The sequence below is a fragment of the Allobosea sp. TBD101 genome (assembly GCF_059817965.1).
In genome coordinates, this window is the sequence record NZ_CM187543.1 from 3138564 (window position 1) to 3156266 (window position 17703).

At 67.9% G+C, this 17703-nt stretch carries 16 protein-coding genes; 10 read left to right on the top strand and 6 right to left on the bottom strand.

Annotation, left to right across the window (positions count from 1 at the left end):
* Positions 1-102 precede the first annotated feature (102 nt).
* From AC6RIC_RS15385 to lexA, 8 genes are all read left to right on the top strand, one after another.
* Positions 103-384, top strand: a complete 282-nt coding sequence (locus AC6RIC_RS15385; protein ID WP_499732988.1) for a YARHG domain-containing protein — start codon at positions 103-105, stop codon at positions 382-384.
* Positions 385-496: 112 nt separating this feature from the next.
* Positions 497-2008, top strand: a complete 1512-nt coding sequence (locus tag AC6RIC_RS15390; RefSeq protein ID WP_454657076.1) for a helicase HerA domain-containing protein — start codon at positions 497-499, stop codon at positions 2006-2008.
* Positions 2009-2107: 99 nt separating this feature from the next.
* Entirely contained in the window at positions 2108-2725 is a 618-nt protein-coding gene (locus AC6RIC_RS15395) for an anthranilate synthase component II (RefSeq protein ID WP_499732989.1), read from the top strand.
* Between the two features lie 15 nt (positions 2726-2740).
* Positions 2741-3754 (top strand): anthranilate phosphoribosyltransferase, encoded by a 1014-nt coding sequence (trpD, locus tag AC6RIC_RS15400; protein ID WP_499732990.1) that lies wholly within the window; start codon positions 2741-2743, stop codon positions 3752-3754.
* 7 nt (positions 3755-3761) lie between these two features.
* Entirely contained in the window at positions 3762-4568 is an 807-nt protein-coding gene (gene trpC, locus AC6RIC_RS15405; protein ID WP_499732991.1) for an indole-3-glycerol phosphate synthase TrpC, read from the top strand.
* Positions 4565-5047, top strand: a complete 483-nt coding sequence (gene moaC, locus AC6RIC_RS15410) for a cyclic pyranopterin monophosphate synthase MoaC (protein ID WP_499732992.1) — start codon at positions 4565-4567, stop codon at positions 5045-5047. Before trpC ends, moaC begins: the two co-directional genes overlap by 4 nt.
* Entirely contained in the window at positions 5047-6258 is a 1212-nt protein-coding gene (locus tag AC6RIC_RS15415) for a molybdopterin molybdotransferase MoeA (protein ID WP_499732993.1), read from the top strand. Before moaC ends, AC6RIC_RS15415 begins: the two co-directional genes overlap by 1 nt.
* Positions 6259-6515: 257 nt before the next feature.
* Positions 6516-7229 (top strand): transcriptional repressor LexA, encoded by a 714-nt coding sequence (gene lexA, locus AC6RIC_RS15420; protein ID WP_454657082.1) that lies wholly within the window; start codon positions 6516-6518, stop codon positions 7227-7229.
* Here lexA and AC6RIC_RS15425 read toward each other — a convergent pair.
* A complete protein-coding gene (locus AC6RIC_RS15425) occupies positions 7223-9520 on the bottom strand; it encodes a ComEC/Rec2 family competence protein (RefSeq protein ID WP_499732994.1) in 2298 nt (765 codons plus the stop codon). The genes lexA and AC6RIC_RS15425 overlap by 7 nt on opposite strands.
* 153 nt (positions 9521-9673) lie before the next feature.
* Here AC6RIC_RS15425 and gltX point away from each other — a divergent pair, with 153 nt between their 5' ends.
* Positions 9674-11095 (top strand): glutamate--tRNA ligase, encoded by a 1422-nt coding sequence (gltX, locus tag AC6RIC_RS15430; protein ID WP_499732995.1) that lies wholly within the window; start codon positions 9674-9676, stop codon positions 11093-11095.
* Between the two features lie 408 nt (positions 11096-11503).
* Positions 11504-12745, top strand: a complete 1242-nt coding sequence (gene gltA, locus AC6RIC_RS15435) for a citrate synthase (protein ID WP_499736613.1) — start codon at positions 11504-11506, stop codon at positions 12743-12745.
* A 286-nt stretch (positions 12746-13031) separates the two neighbouring features.
* Here the strand turns inward: gltA and lpxB are convergent, their stop codons facing one another.
* The 5 genes from lpxB to lpxD all read right to left on the bottom strand — a co-directional run bounded on the left by lpxB (position 13032) and on the right by lpxD (position 17629).
* Positions 13032-14204: a lipid-A-disaccharide synthase gene (gene lpxB, locus AC6RIC_RS15440; protein ID WP_499732996.1), complete on the bottom strand. Its 1173-nt coding sequence runs from the start codon at positions 14202-14204 to the stop codon at positions 13032-13034.
* Entirely contained in the window at positions 14204-15073 is an 870-nt protein-coding gene (locus tag AC6RIC_RS15445; protein WP_499732997.1) for an LpxI family protein, read from the bottom strand. Before AC6RIC_RS15445 ends, lpxB begins: the two co-directional genes overlap by 1 nt.
* A complete protein-coding gene (gene lpxA, locus AC6RIC_RS15450; RefSeq protein ID WP_499732998.1) occupies positions 15070-15879 on the bottom strand; it encodes an acyl-ACP--UDP-N-acetylglucosamine O-acyltransferase in 810 nt (269 codons plus the stop codon). Before lpxA ends, AC6RIC_RS15445 begins: the two co-directional genes overlap by 4 nt.
* A 35-nt stretch (positions 15880-15914) precedes the next feature.
* On the bottom strand, positions 15915-16373 hold the full coding sequence (gene fabZ / locus AC6RIC_RS15455; protein WP_454657089.1) for a 3-hydroxyacyl-ACP dehydratase FabZ: 459 nt from the start codon (positions 16371-16373) through the stop codon (positions 15915-15917).
* Positions 16374-16567: 194 nt separating this feature from the next.
* Complete coding sequence (lpxD, locus tag AC6RIC_RS15460; RefSeq protein WP_499732999.1) at positions 16568-17629, bottom strand: UDP-3-O-(3-hydroxymyristoyl)glucosamine N-acyltransferase; 1062 nt, start codon at positions 17627-17629, stop codon at positions 16568-16570.
* Between the last annotated feature and the right edge of the window lie 74 nt (positions 17630-17703).

The window sequence follows — 17703 nt, forward strand, 5'->3', positions numbered from 1 at the left end:
CCAGCGAAGCCGCCTGCTGCGACGGCTTCATGTCATCGTCCGCGTGTTGCCTTCGCGAGCCCGCTCCGCAAAGCTCGCGACTCGCTGGCAGGAGATATCCCGATGCGCATTCTTTGCTTCCCGCTTCTAGCGACCGTCCTGCTGGCCGGCGGGATGACGACACCCACACTCGCCAATCCCCAAGCCTGCGCCGATCTCTGGACGGCGCGCAACGAGATCTACAAGGCGCAGGGCTATTGCTTCCGCACCAAGCGCGCGATCGCGGCCTTCGGCAATGCCGGCTGCCAGTACGACAACGTCGAGGACCTGCCGCTCTCGGCCAATGACCACCGGGCGATCGCCGACATCCTCCGGCAGGAGCGCGCCTTGCGCTGCCCGCGCTGAAACCGATTGCCTGTGGAAGGCAGGGCTGCCCTGCGTCCAGCGAAGGGAAGGCCGTGCTAGAAGCGCCGGCCGCAAGTCCGCGCCCGACCCAACCCGACGATTCATCGCCCGCATGACCACCGCAATCGAGATGGGAACGACAAGGACCGGCGAGCCCGGTCTGATCGATCTCGCCGAATTGCTGGCGACGCGCCTGCTGGTGCAGGGCAATTCCGGCTCGGGCAAGTCGCATCTGCTACGCCGCTTGCTGGAGCAGAGCGCGCCATTGGTGCAGCAGGCAATCATCGATCCCGAGGGCGATTTCGTCTCGCTCGCCGACCAGTTCGGCCATGTCGTGGTCGATGCCGAATGCGGCGAGGCCGAACTGCAGCGCGTGGCGCTGCGCGTGCGCCAACACCGCGTCTCGGTGGTGCTCAATCTCGAAAATCTCGAAGCCGACGAGCAGTTGCGCGCCACCGCCGCCTTCCTCGGCGGGCTCTTCGATGTCGACCGCTCGCTCTGGTTCCCGATGCTGATCGTGGTCGACGAGGCCCAGCTCTTCGCCCCCGTCATGGCGGGCGAGGCCTCGGACGAGGCGCGGCGGCTTTCATTGGGCGCCATGACCAACCTGATGTGCCGCGGCCGCAAGCGTGGCCTTGCCGGCGTGATCGCGACGCAGCGCCTCGCCAAGCTTGCCAAGAACGTCGCGGCGGAAGCCTCGAACTTCCTGATGGGCCGCACCTTCCTCGATATCGACATGCAGCGCGCCGCCGACCTGCTCGGCATGGATCGCCGCCAGGCCGAGATGTTCCGCGACCTTGAACGCGGCCAGTTCGTCGCGCTCGGCCCTGCCCTGTCGAAGCGCCCGCTGCCGATCCGGATCGGCACGGTCTCCTCGGTCGATCGTGGCAGCGCGCCAGGCCTGATGCCGCTCCCGGAGCAGGCACCGGAGGACGCCGGCAAGCTGATCTTCACGCGCGGCGAGGACGAGCCGCTTCCGCTGGCCCGCCCTGCCCGCCCGGCGCCGCGCCCGCGGCCCGATCCGACCGAGGTACTGCGCCGGATCGAGAATTATCGCCCTGCCCCGCAGCCGGAACCCGAGCCCGAGATCGAGCTGGAGCCGGAAGAGCGCGAGGCGATCATGGTCGAGATCCTGCGCGAGTTGATGGGCGATCCCGAGGCGCGCTCGCGGCAGGTCGCGGTGCTCTATCAGGATTTCACCGTGCGCTGCCGGATGCGCCGGCTCGGCCGCACGCATCTGAGCCTGGAGGAGTTCCGCCGCCGGCTTGCGGTGGCGCGCGCCGGCGTCAGCGACAGCATCGCGACGAGCGAAGGCTGGCAGACCGCCGTCGCGTCATCAGGCACCTTGCCGGAAGACCTGCAGGGGCTGTTCCTCTACATCGCCCGCACCGCGATCGAAGGCCGCCCCTGCCCCAGCGATGCAGAGCTCGCGGAGGTCTATGGCAGCGCTTCGCCGAGCCGCGCGCGTCGCGTGCTCAGCTATATCGAGGAGCGCGGGCTGATCGTCTGCCATGTCGATTTCCGCGGCCAGCGCACGCTTGCCCTGCCCGCGCTCGGCGTCGAGACCGCGCCGGGACTGGCCCAGCCGCGCACGGCGGGCATGCCGCGCAGCGTGCGGGGGTGACCGGCGGGCCGCGGCGTGGCGCCTTCCTTCTCCCCCGCGAAACTTGACCACCCCGCCTCAGAGCGTGCATGACCTCAACCCGCATTCACGGGTTCGGCCATGCGCGTTCTGTTGATCGACAACTACGACAGCTTCACCTGGAACCTGGTCCATCTCATCGGTGGGCTGGGAGCCGAGGTCGATGTCTGGCGTAACGACGCGCTCACCGCCGAGGAAGCGCTTGCCGGCGATCACGACGCGATCGTGCTCTCGCCCGGCCCCTGTACGCCCAACGAGGCCGGAATCTGTCTGGACGTCATCCGCGAAGGCGCGGGCAAGAAGCCGATCTTCGGCGTCTGCCTCGGCCTTCAGGCGATGGGCCAGGCCTTCGGCGGCCATGTCGTGCGCGCGCCCCTGCCGATGCATGGCAAGGTCTCGCCGATCCGCCACCGGGCGCGCGGCCTGTTCCGCGGCATCAACGGCCCGCTGCAGGCGACGCGCTATCACTCGCTCGTGGTCGAGCGCGCCTCCTGCCCGGATGTCTTCGAGATCGAGGCGGAGAGCGATGACGGCCTGATCATGGCGCTCTCGCACCGGGAGCTGCCGGTCCACGGCGTCCAGTTCCATCCGGAGAGCATTGCCTCCGAGCATGGCGCGACGATCCTGCGGAATTTCCTCGACCTCGCGGAGCGATGGCAGAGCGAACGCGAAGCCTCCGCCCTGACCCTTTCAGCCTGATTCCGCAGAGTTCCCATGGACGATTTCAAACCCTTCATCGCCAAGGTCGCGACCGGCGCGACGCTCTCCCGCGAGGAAGCGCGCGACGCCTTCGACACCATCCTCTCGGGCGAAGTGACGAACGCCCAATCAGCCGCCTTCCTGATGGCGCTGCGCGTGCGCGGCGAGACGATCGACGAGATCGCCGGTGCCGTCGGCGCCATGCGCGGCAAGATGCTGCCGGTGAAGGCGCCGCCCGAGGCGATCGACATCGTCGGCACCGGCGGCGATTCCTCCGGCTCCTACAATGTCTCGACGCTGGCCTCGATCATCACCGCCGCCTGCGGCGTGCCGGTCGCCAAGCATGGCAACCGCGCGGCCTCCTCGCGCTCCGGCGCGGCGGACGTGCTGACCGCGCTCGGCGTCAAGGTCGGGCTCGACCCGGCCGCGACCGAGCATTGCATCCGCGAGGCCGGCGTCGGCTTCATGTTCGCGCCGACGCATCACGCCTCGATGCGCCATGTCGCCCCGGTGCGCACCGAGCTCGGCACGCGCACGATCTTCAACCTGCTCGGCCCGCTCTCCAACCCGGCCGGCGTCAAGCGCCAGCTCATCGGCGCCTTCTCCGAGACCTGGCTGGAGCCGATGGTCAAGGTGCTCGCTTCCCTGGGGTCGACCCGCGTCTGGGCCGTGCACGGCTCGGACGGGCTCGACGAGATCACCACCACCGGCCCGACCCGTGTCGTCTCGCTGGAGAACGGCAAGATCGAGAGTTTTTCGATCAGCCCGGCCGATGTCGGCCTTGAGCCCGCGAAGCCGGAGGTGCTGCGCGGCGGCACGCCTGAGGAGAATGCGGCGGCGCTAAATGCCGTGCTCGCCGGGGAGAAGACCGGCTTCCGCGGCATCGCCGCCTTCAATGCGGCTGCGGCGCTGCTCGTTGCCGGCAAGGCGACGGACCTGAAGGACGGCTTCGCCCAGGCGACGGCCGCGCTCGATTCCGGCAAGGCCAAGGCGACGCTCGCCGCGCTCGTCAAAGCCTCGAACGCGTGAGGCCGGCATGACCGATATCCTCGCGAAGATCGAAGCTTATAAGCGCCAGGAGATCGCGGCTGCGAAAGCCGCCGTCCCGCAGGCCGAAATCGAACGCCGGGCGCGCGCCGCCTCCAAGCCGCGCGGCTTCGCCGATGCGCTGGCAGGCAAGCTCGAGCAAGGCACGCCCGCGCTGATCGCCGAGATCAAGAAGGCGAGCCCGTCCAAGGGCCTGATCCGCGCCGATTTCGACCCGCCTTCGCTCGCCCGCGCTTATGCCGTCGGCGGCGCGGCCTGTCTCTCGGTGCTGACCGACGCGCCATCCTTCCAGGGCCGGCCGGACTTCCTGACCGCAGCGCGCGAGGCCGCCGGCCTGCCGGCTTTGCGCAAGGATTTCCTCTACGAGCCCTATCAGGTCTACGAGGCCCGCGCCTGGGGCGCCGACTGCATCCTGATCATCATGGCCGGCGTCGACGACGCCACCGCCAGAGCGCTGAACGAGACCGCGCGCGAGCTCGGCATGGACGTTCTCGTCGAGGTCCATGACGATGCCGAGCTCGACCGGGCGCTCAAGCTCGAAAGCCGCCTGCTCGGCATCAACAACCGCGATCTGCGCAGCTTCAATGTCGATCTCGCCGTGACCGAGCGATTGGCGCCGCGCGTGCCGGCCGACCGCATCGTCATCAGCGAGAGCGGCATCTTCACGCATGCCGACATTGCCCGGCTCAACCGGATCGGCGTCAACAGCTTCCTCGTCGGCGAAAGCCTGATGCGACAGGCCGACGTCACCGCCGCAACGCAGGCGCTGCTCACCGGCAAGGCCGTCGCGGCGTGAGCCGGCTCAGCCATCTCGACGCGCAAGGCCAGGCGCATATGGTCGATGTCGGCGGCAAGGCCGAGACGACCCGCATGGCGATCGCCGAAGGCCAGGTCGTCATGGCGCCGGAGACGATCGCGATCGTGCGCGACGGCAACGCCAAGAAGGGCGACGTGCTCGGCACCGCACGCCTCGCCGGCATCATGGCGGCGAAGCGCACGCATGAACTGATCCCGCTCTGCCATCCGCTGCTGCTCAGCAAGATCGCCGTCGATCTTACGATCGACGAGGCCCTGCCGGGCGTGCGCGTGCGCGCCGAGGTCAAGATGAAGGGCCAGACCGGCGTCGAGATGGAGGCGCTCACCGCCGTCTCCGTCGCCTGTCTTACCGTCTACGACATGGTCAAGGCCGTCGACCGTGCGATGCGGATCGAGAATATCCGGCTGCTGCACAAGTCTGGCGGCCAGTCGGGCGATTACGAGGCGAAAGCTAGCTGATGGCGCTCACTCCGGTCCCCGTCGCGCGCAAGGCGCTGCTCGACAGCATTCCGGAGCCGACGGGAGCGGAAACCCTGCCATTGGCGCAATGCGCCTGGCGGGTGCTCGCCGGCGAGGTCAAGGCGCTCAGGACCCAGCCGCCCTTCGCCAATTCGGCCATGGACGGCTATGCCGTGCGTGGCGACGAGATGGCGGAAGGCGTCTCGCTCTCGGTGATCGGCGAATCTGCTGCCGGCCGGGCCTATGAGGGCGCGGTCGGCCCGGGACAAGCCGTGCGCATCTTCACGGGCGCGCCGATGCCTGACGGCGCCGACACGATCCTGATGCAGGAAGATGCCGATGGCGTCGACAGCCCTGTCATTCGCGTCCGCGTGCCGCCTGCCAAGGGCAAATTCCTGCGCGCGGCGGGGCTCGACTTCCACGAGGGCGACGTTTTGCTGTCGGCCGGTCGCGTGCTCGACAGTGCGGCACTCGGCCTCGCCGCAGCGATGGGGCATCCGACTTTGCCGGTCCGGCGGAAGCCGCGCGTCGCGATTCTCGCCACGGGCGACGAGTTGGTGGCGCCGGGCGAGCCGGTCGGCCGCGACCAGATAGTCGCCTCGAACTCGTTTTCGCTCGCCGCTCTCGTCGAGAAGGCCGGCGGCACCGTGCTCGACCTTGGCATCGCCCGCGACGACCATGCCGATCTCGCCGCGAAGATCGCAAGGGCGCGCGCAGCCGATGCCGATGTGCTGATCACGCTCGGCGGCGCCTCGGTCGGCGCGCACGATCTCGTGCAGGAAGCGCTGACGCGGGCCGGCATGACGCTCGGATTCTGGAAGATCGCGATGCGGCCGGGCAAGCCGATGATGACCGGGCGGCTCGGCCGGATGGTCGTGGTCGGGCTGCCGGGCAATCCGGTCTCCTCGATCGTTTGCGGCCATCTCTTCGTGCTGCCCTTGATCGAGGCGCTGCTCGGCATTGCCGATGCCGATCGCGACCGCAGCATTCCCGCCATCCTCGGCCGCAACATGCCCGGCAATGACGAGCGCGAGGACTATCTGCGCTCGGAGCTCACGCTGACGCCGGAAGGCTGGGTCGCGACGCCCTTCGACCGGCAGGATTCCTCGATGCTTGGTACGCTCGCGCGGGCGCAGGCCCTGACGATTCGGCCTGCCCATGCCGCTCCCGCGAAGAAGGGTAATTCCTGCCGTATCCTGCCGCTGCGGTAGAGCGCGCGCTCTTTATTGCCCCCGCGACGTCATTCCGGGCAAGCGAAGCGCAGACCCGGAATCCATCGTAGAACGCCGCGCTCCATGATAGATTCCGGATCGGCGCCGCTGACGCGGCTTGTCCAGAATGACGGCGCGTTTTCCATACGGCTATCTCACGCTTCCGCCACGGCATAGCAGCTTGCGGAACACAAGCAGAACGCGTATGGTGTTCGTGCTTTGTTTCGAATCTGCGCTTTGAGGGGCTGGCGGCGACCATGCTGACACGCAAGCAACACGAACTCCTGCGCTTCATCCAGGAACGCTTGCGCGAAAGTGGCGTGCCGCCCTCCTTCGACGAAATGAAGGACGCGCTCGACCTGCGCTCGAAATCCGGCATCCATCGTCTCATCATGGCGCTGGAGGAGCGCGGCTTCATCCGCCGCCTGCCAAATCGGGCCCGCGCACTCGAAGTCATCAAGATGCCGGACGGGTTCGGCGCCCCGCAGCCGCGCCCGCGCTTCAGCCCGGCCGTCGTGCAGGGCGGTCTCGGCGCCCAGCCGAGCGTCGCCAAGCCCCGGCCAGCAGCGGTCGAGGACGACAGCCGGCATTCCATCGCCATTCCCGTCATGGGCCGGATCGCGGCGGGCACCCCGATCTCGGCGATCCAGAGCCGCAGTCACACCGTCTCGCTGCCGCCGGACATGCTCGGCTCCGGCGAGCATTACGCGCTCGAAGTCCGTGGCGATTCGATGGTGGAGGCCGGCATCCTCGACGGCGATACCGTCGTCATCCGCAAGCAGGACACGGCCAATACCGGCGATATCGTCGTCGCGCTGATCGACGACGAGGAGGCGACGCTGAAGCGCCTGCGCAAGCGTGGCTCCTCGATCGCGCTGGAAGCGGCCAATCCCGCTTATGAGACCCGCGTGCTCGGCCCCGACCGGGTCAAGATCCAGGGCCGCCTCGTCAACCTGATGCGACGCTACTGAAGGCGCTCGACATCGGCGTCGACCTCACTGTCGGAGGCTGATGCAGGCTGCACCGTTGCGGGCTGACCAACCGGCCGGGTTGCCACCTCTGCCGGGCGAGGCTCGCGCCGGCGGGTCCATGGACGGTCGGCTGCGGTCGGCTCCGAGGTTCGGCTGTTCCACCCGGTCGCCGTCCGGTAGAGCGAGGTCGCGCCGTCGCGTGATAGCGCCATCCGCTCGACCAGTCTGGCCTTGCAGGCCCCGCTCCAGGGAATGGCGGTGACGACGAGATCGGCGCGCAGGCAATCCTCGATGATCGCGAGACGCTCGCGCGTGTACGAGATCGTGCGCTTGTCGGTCGTCTGCGCGACGCAGGCCAACCGGTCGCAAGCAACACCGGCACGCAAAGTCGGATCATCGGGCGAGCGGCCGTCGCCATCGGCAGCAAGCCATTGCTGCAGGACGAAGCGACTGGGCTTGCCTGCGATGGCGAGGCGTCCGTCCAGCCCGCGGACGGCCAGCCCCGAGCCGTCGCGCTCGACCAGGATCTCCGGCCGCTCCGGCTCGCCGGCTATGACGACGCCGAAGACCAGCGGCACGGCCGCCAGCCAGCGCCAGGCCGTGGTCCAGAGCGTCAGCCAGAGCAGAGCCATCGCGAAACAGGCCAGCACGGCCGGGCCGAAGGCTGCGACCGTCACGGTGGAATGGTCGATGGTCGCGACCCAGTGCGCGACCTTGAGCACGACGTCGGAAGCCAACCCCATCAAGGCCCAGGCCGGCCAGTCCAGCCCGAACGGATAGGCCAGCACGCCGAACACCGCTGCCGGCATGACGAAAAGCGAGACGAAGGGCAGCGCCATGGCGTTGCCGAGCAGCCCAAACGGGTTGAAGGTCTGGAAGTGATAGGCGCCGAAGGGCGCGGTCGCCGCGGTCGCCAGCATGGTGGTGACGAGGATGCCGAGCGCCGCCGTCCAGATCGGCCCGAGCGGCCAGGGCAATGCCGACGGCGGCTCGCTGCGATCTCTCCGCTCCCAGCGCTCGGCGAAGGCGATCAGCGCCGCGACCGCGCCGAAGGACATCTGGAAGCTTGGCCCGAGCAGCGCTTCCGGCTCGCGCAGCAGCACGATCATGGCGGCGAGCGCGAGGTTGCGCATGCTGAGCGCCGCGCGATCGACCAGGATCGCGCCGAGCATGACCAGCGTCATGATCAGCGAGCGCTCGGTCGCGACGTCGCTGCCGGAGAAGATGCAATAGGCGGTCGCGCCCAGCATGGCCGCCACAGCGGCGAGTTTCTTGACCGGCCAGTGCAACGCCACCGTCTGCGACAGGGCCAGCAGCGCGCGCACCAGCCAGAAGATCGTGCCGGCGGCGAGCACCATGTGCAGGCCGGAGATCGAGACGATGTGATAGATACCGGCGGCACGCAGGTCGTTATTGGTGGCCTCGGTGATCAGGCCGCGCTTGCCGGTGACGAGCGCGGCGGCAACCGCCCCGCCCTGCCCGCCCCCGACCTCGGCGATGCGTTTGGTCAGGGCATTGCGGGCGCGGTCGATCGTCACGTCGATCGCGAGGCGCGCCGGCATCGGATATGGCGGTGCTGCCAGCGCGATCTTGCCGGAGATGCTGCCGACGGCGCCGATCCCGCGAAAGAAGGCGTCGCGGCCGAAATCGTAGCCGCCGGCTCGCGCCGGTCCCGGAGGTGGCAGCAGGCGCGCGGTTGCGACGATGTGGTCCCCCGGTGCGACGGAGCCCTGCCGGATATTGACGCGGACCCGCTTCGGCCGCTGGTCCACCGGCACATTGGCGAGATCGGTGACCAGTATGACGAGCCGCGCGCCACTGTCGCGGGCCTCGACGCTCTCGACGAAGCCGGAGAGCTTGCCGATGCGTGGCCGCTCCAGCATCGGCGCCGCGATATCGGCCGTGCGCCAGACGCCGGCAGCGAAGCCCAGAAAGCCGGCCGCCGCCGCGAGGCAGGTCATCGACGCGAGAGGGCGCCTCCGCAGGGCGAAGGCCGCCGCGCTGCTCAAGCCTAAGCCGAGCAGCGGCGCCCATAATGCCGGCTCACGATCGGCAGCGAAATAGAGCAGGATGCCGGCGCCCATCGCGATCGGCAGCCATAGGAAGGGCCGGCGCCTCTCGACCTCCAGCGCGAAACCCCGCGAGAGATGGAGCCAAAGCTGCCACAGCAACGGGCGAAGATTGGCCGCCAGCGGGGCCATGACGCCGAGCCGTGCCGGCAAGGCATCGGCGCGCGCGCCGCGCCGGCCCTGTGCCAGCCCCTGCCCCTGCCCCGGCGGTGCCGGCTGCATCGCCCGCTCTCCCCCGCCGGCGCTGCGATTTGACCGCTTAGCGTTTCCGGCAAAGCCATGTTACAGGGCGCGCGCCGGTTGTCATGTCACGATCCGGCCCCTTCCCCTGTCTTGCCCCGGACGGCCCTGGCCGCCCGGCCGGAGTTCCCTCCCATGAGCAACGCCGTCGTCACGCGCTTTGCGCCCTCGCCCACCGGATTCCTGCATATCGGCGGAGCCCGAACCGCGCTGTTCAACTGGCTCTATGCCCGCCGGCAAGGCGGCAAGATGCTGCTGCGCATCGAGGATACCGACCGGGAACGCTCGACCGATGCCGCCATCGCCGCGATTCTCGACGGGCTGGAATGGCTCGGGCTCGATTGGGACGGCCAGACCGTCTACCAGTTCCAGCGCGCCGCCCGGCATCGCGAAGTCGCCGAGCAGATGCTTGCCGCCGGCAAGGCCTATCACTGCTACGCGACCCAGGCCGAGCTCGAGGAGATGCGCGAGAAGGCCCGCGCCGAGGGCAAGCCGCTGCGCTATGACGGGCGCTGGCGCGGCCGCGATCCGGCGACCGCGCCGGAAGGCGCGAAGCCCGTCATCCGCCTCAAGGCGCCGCAGACCGGCGAGACCGTGGTCAATGACGAGGTCCAGGGCCGCGTCGTCTGGCAGAACGAGAATCTCGACGACCTCGTGCTGCTACGCTCGGACGGTACGCCGACCTATATGCTCGCTGTCGTCGTCGACGACCATGACATGGGCGTGACCCATATCATCCGCGGCGACGACCACCTGACCAATGCCGCCCGCCAGACGCAGATCTACGACGCGCTCGGCTGGGACGTGCCGAGCATGTCGCATATCCCGCTGATCCATGGCGCGGACGGCGCCAAGCTCTCGAAGCGCCACGGCGCGCTCGGCATCGATGCCTATCGCTCGATGGGCTATCTGCCGGCGGCGCTGCGCAACTATCTGGTGCGGCTGGGCTGGAGCCATGGCGATCAGGAGGTTTTCTCCACGCAGGAGATGATCGACGCCTTCAAGCTGTCCTCGATCGGCCGCTCGCCGGCGCGCTTCGACTACGCCAAGCTGGAGAACCTCAACGGCCTCTATATGCGTCAGTCGGATGATGCGGACCTGCTTGCCGCGCTCAAGGTCATCCTGCCGGAGATCGGGCCGGCGCGCGGCCTCGGCGCCACGCTCTCGCCGGAGCTGGAGGCAAAATTCCTCGCCGCCATGCCGGGCCTCAAGGAGCGCGCCAAGACGCTGATCGAACTGCTCGACAGCGCCTTCTATCTCTATGCCCAGCGCCCGCTGCAGCTCGACGACAAGGCCAAGGGCCTGCTCGACGAGGCCGCGCGCCAGCGCCTGCCGAAGATCGCGGAGAAGCTCGCCGCCGTCGACGACTGGTCGCCGGCCCCGCTGGAAGCGGCGGTTCGCGCCTATGTCGAGGAGAGCGGGCTCAAGCTCGGCCAGGCGGCACAGCCGCTGCGCGCCGCGCTGACCGGCCGGGCGATGTCGCCGGGCCTGTTCGACGTCATGGCGGTTCTGGGCCGCGAAGAGACGCTGGCCCGGCTCGCCGATCAGGCCGCCTGAACGGTTTTCGAAGGCCCGGATGGGCCCGCCCGATCCGCCTGAAAGCTCTCAGCCGCCGCCGTCCCCAAGACGGCGGCGGAGTTGCTCGCGCAGATATGAGCGCAGCGCGGTTCCAACCGCCTTTTGGCTCGGTTGAATGCACTGCGCAAATGGTCTAGTGACGCGCAAGTGCATTGCGGTGCGGCAACGCGGGCATGTACGAATATTGCTTGTAATTCAGTCACATGGACCATCTCTCCCGTTCTCCTTCCGACATCCGGCCGTCACCTCGCGGCCTTCGGATGCGAGATGCCCGGCGCGAAAGCGCGGAGAGGCGAAACCGGGGCTGAACAGCAGCGAGCCTTGAAAGGATCGGTATCGATGAGCGGAAATACCAGCCAGCTCCAGGTCGGCGACAAGACCGTCGACATGGCGATCAAGGAGGGGTCTGTCGGCCCCGCCGTCATCGACATCGCCAAGCTCTACGCCCAGACGGGCATGTTCACCTACGATCCCGGCTTCACCTCGACGGCGAGCTGCGAGTCGCAGATCACCTATATCGACGGCGACAAGGGCGTTCTGCTCTATCGCGGCTATCCGATCGAGCAGCTCGCCGAACATGGCGACTTCCTCGAGACCTGCTACCTGCTGCTCGAGGGCCAGCTGCCGACGGCCGCGCAGAAGGCCGATTTCGATTATCGCATCACGCGCCACACCATGGTGCACGAGCAGATGGCCCGCTTCTTCCAAGGCTTCCGCCGCGACGCCCACCCGATGGCGGTGATGGTCGGCTCGATCGGCGCAATGTCGGCCTTCTATCACGACTCCACCGACATCTCCGACCCGCATCAGCGCATGATCGCCTCGATGCGCATGATCGCGAAGGTGCCGACTCTTGCCGCGATGGCGTTCAAGTACACCGTCGGCCAGCCCTTCGTGTACCCGCTGAACTCGCTGGACTACACCTCGAACTTCCTGCGCATGTGCTTCGCGGTGCCGGCCGAGGAGTACAAGGTCAATCCGGTGCTGTCGCGCGCGCTCGACCGGATCTTCATCCTGCACGCCGACCACGAGCAGAACGCCTCGACCTCGACCGTGCGCCTCGCCGGCTCGTCGGGCGCCAATCCCTTCGCCTGCATCGCGGCCGGCACGGCCTGCCTGTGGGGACCCGCGCATGGCGGCGCCAACGAAGCCGCGCTCAAGATGCTCGAGGAGATCGGCTCGGTCGACAACATCCCGAAATACATCGCCAAGGCGAAGGACAAGAACGATCCGTTCCGCCTGATGGGCTTCGGCCACCGGGTCTACAAGAACTACGACCCGCGCGCGAAGATCATGCAGAAGACCACGCATGAGGTGCTGAACGAGCTCGGGATCAAGGACGACCCGCTGCTCGACGTCGCCGTCGAGCTGGAGCGCATCGCCCTCTCCGACGAGTACTTCATCGAGAAGAAGCTCTATCCGAACATCGATTTCTATTCGGGCATCACCTTGAAGGCGATGGGCTTCCCGACCTCGATGTTCACGGTGCTGTTCGCCGTCGCCCGCACGGTCGGCTGGATCGCGCAGTGGAAGGAAATGATCGAGGATCCCTCCCAGAAGATCGGCCGCCCGCGCCAGCTCTATACCGGCTCGGCCCAGCGCGACTATACCCCGATCGGCCGCCGCTGATCGCTGCGGTATCGACGACCCGGAAAGGCGCGCGGCGAAAGCCCCGCGCCTTTTTCATGGGTTTAAGAGCTTGCGATCGCCGTGGTGGTCGCTGTCCAGGACGCCACCACATTTGTCATTCCGGGGCTTCGCGTGCGCGAAGAACCCGGAACCTACGACTGGGCGAGCGGGCAACAACCGGGCACAAAATGTCTCACCCGGTCGTAGGTTCCGGGTTCGCGCCTGCGGCGCGCCCCGGAATGACAAGCGTTTGGTTCGAAGCCGCGGCCATGGGTGACGGGAGCGCTTAGCCGGCCTGCTCCGCCGGCAGGATGGCCAGGGCCGCAGCAACCGCGTTCGCCGCCGGGCTCGGCCCGGCCGAACGCATGATCGTCTCGACCTCGGCGAAGCCGTCGAGCTGCTCTTGGCGCTTGTCGCCCTCGGCCATCGCGGCAAGCAGGTGGCTGCTCAGCGCGTCGGCGGTCGCCTCTTCCTGGATGAATTCCGGGACGATGCTCCGGCCGAGGATCAGGTTGGGCAGGATCACGCTCGGCAGCTTGATGAGGCGCCGCGCCAGGAAGGCCTCCCAGCCGGCGCCGCGATAGGCCGCGACGGTCGGGATCTGCGACAGGGCGAGTTCCAGTGTCACGGTTCCCGAGGCCGCCAGCGCGGCGCGGGCCTCCCGGAACGCCGCGAGCTTGGCCGCCTCGCCCGTAACGATCTCCGGAGCCACCGGCCAGCGCGCCACGGCTTCCGCGATCAAGGGCTGGAGCCGCTGCACCGCCGGCAAGACGAAGCGGGCGCCCGGCACCGCTGCCGCAACCTTCGCCACCGCCTCGCCGAAGACCGGCATCAGATGGTGGATCTCGGAACGACGGCTGCCGGGCAGGACGAGCACGACCGGCTGCCCGGCGTTGTCGCGTCGACGCTGCTCCTCCGCATCGGGGCGCATCTCGGCGAGACGTTCCATCAGGGGATGGCCGACATAGACGGTCTCAGGGCCGTGCAGGCGCGCCAGCGCCGCAGGCTCGAAAGGCAGCAGGGCCAGGATGCGGTCGACATGCGGCGCCATCCGTCGCGCACGCCCGGAGCGCCAGGCCCAGACGCTGGGGCAGACCCAGTGCACGATCGGAATGGAAGGCGCCCGCGCCCTCACCTTCTTCGCGACGCGCAGGCAGAAATCCGGGCTGTCGATCGTCAGGAGCAGATCGGGCTGGAACGCGGCGATACCGCGCGCCGCATCCTCCATCCGCCGCAGCAGCAAAGGCAGGCGCGCGATCACCGGGCCGAAACCCATCACGGCGATATCGGCCTGGGGAAAGAGCGATTTCAGTCCGGCTTCCGGCAAACCGTGATCACCGACACCACAAAGCTCGATCGGGCGATCGCCCATCTTCTCGCGCAGCGCGGCAAGGAAGCGCAGCGCCAGGGCATCGCCCGAGGCCTCGCCTGCGATAACGGCCAGCCGGAACGGCCGCATCAGGGAAAGCCCTCGACGAAGAGGCCAAGCTGGTCCGCCTGCCGACCGAGCGCGGCGCGGTCGCCGACCAGCACCGCGCCGGCCCGGACGCCAATGCCGGAGAGCCCGGCTTCGGCGATGTTCCGCAGGGTGTCCGGCCCGATGGCTGGCATGTCGACGCGCAGATCCTGACCGGTCTTCGGCACTTTCACGAGGAAGCCGTCGCCTTTCCCAATCTTGAGGCGCCCGCGTGCGACGAGATCGGCCACGCGCCGGATCATCGCATCGGTGCCTTCGGCGGCCTCGATCGCGACGACACGGTGATCGGCCAAGATCGCGGCCTGACCGACATCGAAAGGCGAGAGCGTCGCCAGCAAGGCGAAGCCACGCTCGAGCTCGGCACGCTGCTCCGGCGAGGCCTGCCGGCTGCCCAGCGCCCCGCGCGGCGCGGTCATCTCTGGCGCGATATCCGCCGGTCCATGGACACGAAAGCCCTGCATCTCGAAGAAACGGACCACGCCGCGCAGCAGATGGTCATCGCCGCCCAGAAAGGCCTTGGCGAAATGGGGCATGTATTTCAGCGTCGAAACCTCTGGGCGCAGGGAGCCGAAGCTCGGCCGTGGCAGAGCCCCGAGCATCACGATGTCGACGATGCCGCGCCGGCGCAGCTCCTCGAGGAGGCTGCCGAGCTGGCCGAGGCGGTATGTCCTGATATCCGCGCCGTCACCGAAAGCGGCGGGATCGGCCGCCCCGTCCAGCGCCGCGATATAGGGGCGCTCGCCCCTGCCCGTCACGATGCGGGCGAGCTGGAGCGGATAGTCGCCGCTCCCCACGATCATCGCGAGCGGGCCGCGCGGGGCGGTTGAATCGGCCGGCCGGTCGGTGTTCACCGCTCCGCGACAGTGGCGTCCCGCGGCGTGCAGAGCGCCTTGTCGCCGCCTTCCCTGATGAAGTTCAGGATCTCATGGACCAGAGGATCCTCGCTGAACTCGGCCGCGACATCCTCGACACGCTCGGTCAGAGTTCCCTCGGCCGCGAAAAGCAGCCGATAGGCACGGCGCAGCTCGTGGATCTGCTCGCGCGTGAAGCCGCGCCGCTTGAGGCCGATGAGATTCAAGCCGACAAGATGGGCGGGGTTGTCACGAATGGTACCGAACGGAATGACATCGCTCAGCACGCCGGCTCCGCCGCCGATGAAGGCATGGTCGCCGATACGGATGAACTGCTGCAGGCCGGCACCGCCACCAACGATGACGAAGTTGCCGATCGTGACATGACCGGCGCACATCACATTGTTCGAGAAGATGATGTTGTTGCCGAGGCGGCTGTCGTGGCCGACATGCGAATTGGCCAGGAAGAAGCAGCGATCACCGACGCTGGTGATCATCCCGCCGCCTTCCGTGCCGGGGTTCATGGTCACCCCCTCGCGGATCTGGCAATCCTCCCCGATCGTCAGTGTCGAGGGCTCGCCACGATACTTCACGTCCTGCGGCGGGTGGCCGATCGAGGCAAAGGGGAAGATGCGCGTGCGCGGGCCGATCGTGGTGCGGCCAGCCACGACCGCGTGACTGACGAGCTCGACGCCTTCGCCGAGCACGACGTCCGGACCGACCTGGCAGAACGGCCCGATCGTCACGCCCGCACCGAGCTGGGCCTTCGGATCGACCAGCGACATGGGATGGATGGATACGCTCATCGAGACGCTGCCCTGATCCTGAACCGTCGCAACGCTCAAATGACCATCGCCGAAATCTCGGCTTCGGCCACGAGCACCCCGTCGACGCGCGCCTCGCCGCGATAGAAAAAGATGTTGCGCTTGCGGGCGAGCTTGGTGAGGTGGAAGCGGATCTGGTCGCCCGGCGTAACCGGCTTGCGGAACTTCGCCTTGTCGATCGTAGTGAAAAGAACGGACTTGACCTCCTGCGCGCCGACTTCGCGGGCATTCACGACCAGCACGCCGGCCGTCTGAGCCATCGCCTCAATCATCAGCACGCCCGGAAACACCGGCCGCTCCGGGAAATGGCCGGTGAACTGCGGTTCGTTGACCGTCACGTTCTTGATGCCCACACCGGAGGTATCGCCGTCGATCTCGACGACGCGATCGACCAGCAGAAACGGATAACGGTGGGGGATGCTGGCCATGATCTTCTGGATATCGATTACACCCAGTGAAGTCGTCGCCTCAGTCATGGTCTGTCTTCTCCCGCGTGCCGTCACCGGGCCGCGCCTTGTCTTCACTTCAGTGGCTGGAAGCAGGCAACGCTCCTGCAACCGGCCACGATTTCAAAGCCTGCCGTCGCTTTGCCGGAAACAGAGCGGGTTGAGCAACAAAATTCTCAGCATCCGGAGCAGAAAGACCCTGTCCGCCGCCGGAAGCGCCCGACTCAATCCTGGGATGCGCCCGGCTTCTTGCCCCGGTTGGCCACCAGCGTCTTGAGCAGCGCCGTTTCGCGCGCCCAGCCGAGCGCGGGCTGAGCCGGATACCCGCCATAGCGCGCACCACGCGGAACATCGCCGGCGACGCCGCTCTGCGCCGCGATCTGGGCGCCGACGCCGATGGTGAGATGGCCGGCCAACCCGACCTGCCCGCCGAGCACCACGAAATCCTCCAATGTCGAGGAGCCCGCGAGGCCGGTCTGGGCGCAGATCACGCAATGGCGCCCGATGACGCAGTTATGGCCGATCTGGACGAGGTTATCGATCTTGGTGCCCTCGCCGATCACCGTGTCGCGGCTGGCGCCGCGGTCGATCGTGCTGTTGGCCCCGATCTCGACATCGTCCTGGATGATGACGCGGCCGACCTGCGGCACCTTCATATGCCCCTTGGGGCTCATCGCGAAGCCGAAGCCATCCTGCCCGATCCGCGCACCAGGGTGGACGATGACGCGATTGCCGATCAGGGACGCCTGGATCGTGCTGCCCGCCCCGATCGAGCAGTTGCGCCCGATCCGGACCTGCGGCCCGATGACCGCATGCGAGGCCACCACGGTCCCGGCGCCGATTTCCGCGCCCGGGCCGATCACGGCGCCGGGATCGACGGTGACGCCGGCTTCGAGCACGGCGGTGGCATGAACGATGGCGCCCGGCGCGACACCCTGCGAGGCGAAGATCGATTCAGGCTTCAGCGCATTCGGAAAGCAGCGCGCCATCACCTTCGCGAAGGCATGGTAGGGCGCCGGCGACACCAGAGCCACCGTTCCCGCCGGCACACGATCGGCGAAACGCGGCGAGACGAGGCACAGGCCCGCCTTGGTCGCAGCCAGGGCCTCCGTGTATTTCGGATTGTCCATATAGGCGAGATCGGCCGGGCCGGCGTTCTCGAGCGCGGCGATGCCGTCAAGTTTGCGCGATGGCTCCACGCCATCAGGCAGGCTTGCGCCTGAAATGCTTGCGACCTCGCCGAAGTCCAGCGAGGTCGCGAAGGGAAAGAAAACGGGCTCTGCCATGATCAGGTCCGGAGCGGGACCGCCGTCCATCCCACAGGGCGCGAGAATGGCGATCCAGGTCATTGTTATCGCAT

Coding starts and splice junctions, on each gene's coding strand:
- AC6RIC_RS15385 (WP_499732988.1), top strand. CDS start 103: ATGCGCATTCTTTGCTTCCCGCTTCTAGCGACCGTCCTGCTGGCCGGC.
- AC6RIC_RS15390 (WP_454657076.1), top strand. CDS start 497: ATGACCACCGCAATCGAGATGGGAACGACAAGGACCGGCGAGCCCGGT.
- AC6RIC_RS15395 (WP_499732989.1), top strand. CDS start 2,108: ATGCGCGTTCTGTTGATCGACAACTACGACAGCTTCACCTGGAACCTG.
- trpD (WP_499732990.1), top strand. CDS start 2,741: ATGGACGATTTCAAACCCTTCATCGCCAAGGTCGCGACCGGCGCGACG.
- trpC (WP_499732991.1), top strand. CDS start 3,762: ATGACCGATATCCTCGCGAAGATCGAAGCTTATAAGCGCCAGGAGATC.
- AC6RIC_RS15415 (WP_499732993.1), top strand. CDS start 5,047: ATGGCGCTCACTCCGGTCCCCGTCGCGCGCAAGGCGCTGCTCGACAGC.
- lexA (WP_454657082.1), top strand. CDS start 6,516: ATGCTGACACGCAAGCAACACGAACTCCTGCGCTTCATCCAGGAACGC.
- AC6RIC_RS15425 (WP_499732994.1), bottom strand. CDS start 9,520: ATGCAGCCGGCACCGCCGGGGCAGGGGCAGGGGCTGGCACAGGGCCGG.
- gltX (WP_499732995.1), top strand. CDS start 9,674: ATGAGCAACGCCGTCGTCACGCGCTTTGCGCCCTCGCCCACCGGATTC.
- gltA (WP_499736613.1), top strand. CDS start 11,504: ATGGCGATCAAGGAGGGGTCTGTCGGCCCCGCCGTCATCGACATCGCC.
- lpxB (WP_499732996.1), bottom strand. CDS start 14,204: ATGCGGCCGTTCCGGCTGGCCGTTATCGCAGGCGAGGCCTCGGGCGAT.
- lpxA (WP_499732998.1), bottom strand. CDS start 15,879: ATGAGCGTATCCATCCATCCCATGTCGCTGGTCGATCCGAAGGCCCAG.
- fabZ (WP_454657089.1), bottom strand. CDS start 16,373: ATGACTGAGGCGACGACTTCACTGGGTGTAATCGATATCCAGAAGATC.
- lpxD (WP_499732999.1), bottom strand. CDS start 17,629: ATGGCAGAGCCCGTTTTCTTTCCCTTCGCGACCTCGCTGGACTTCGGC.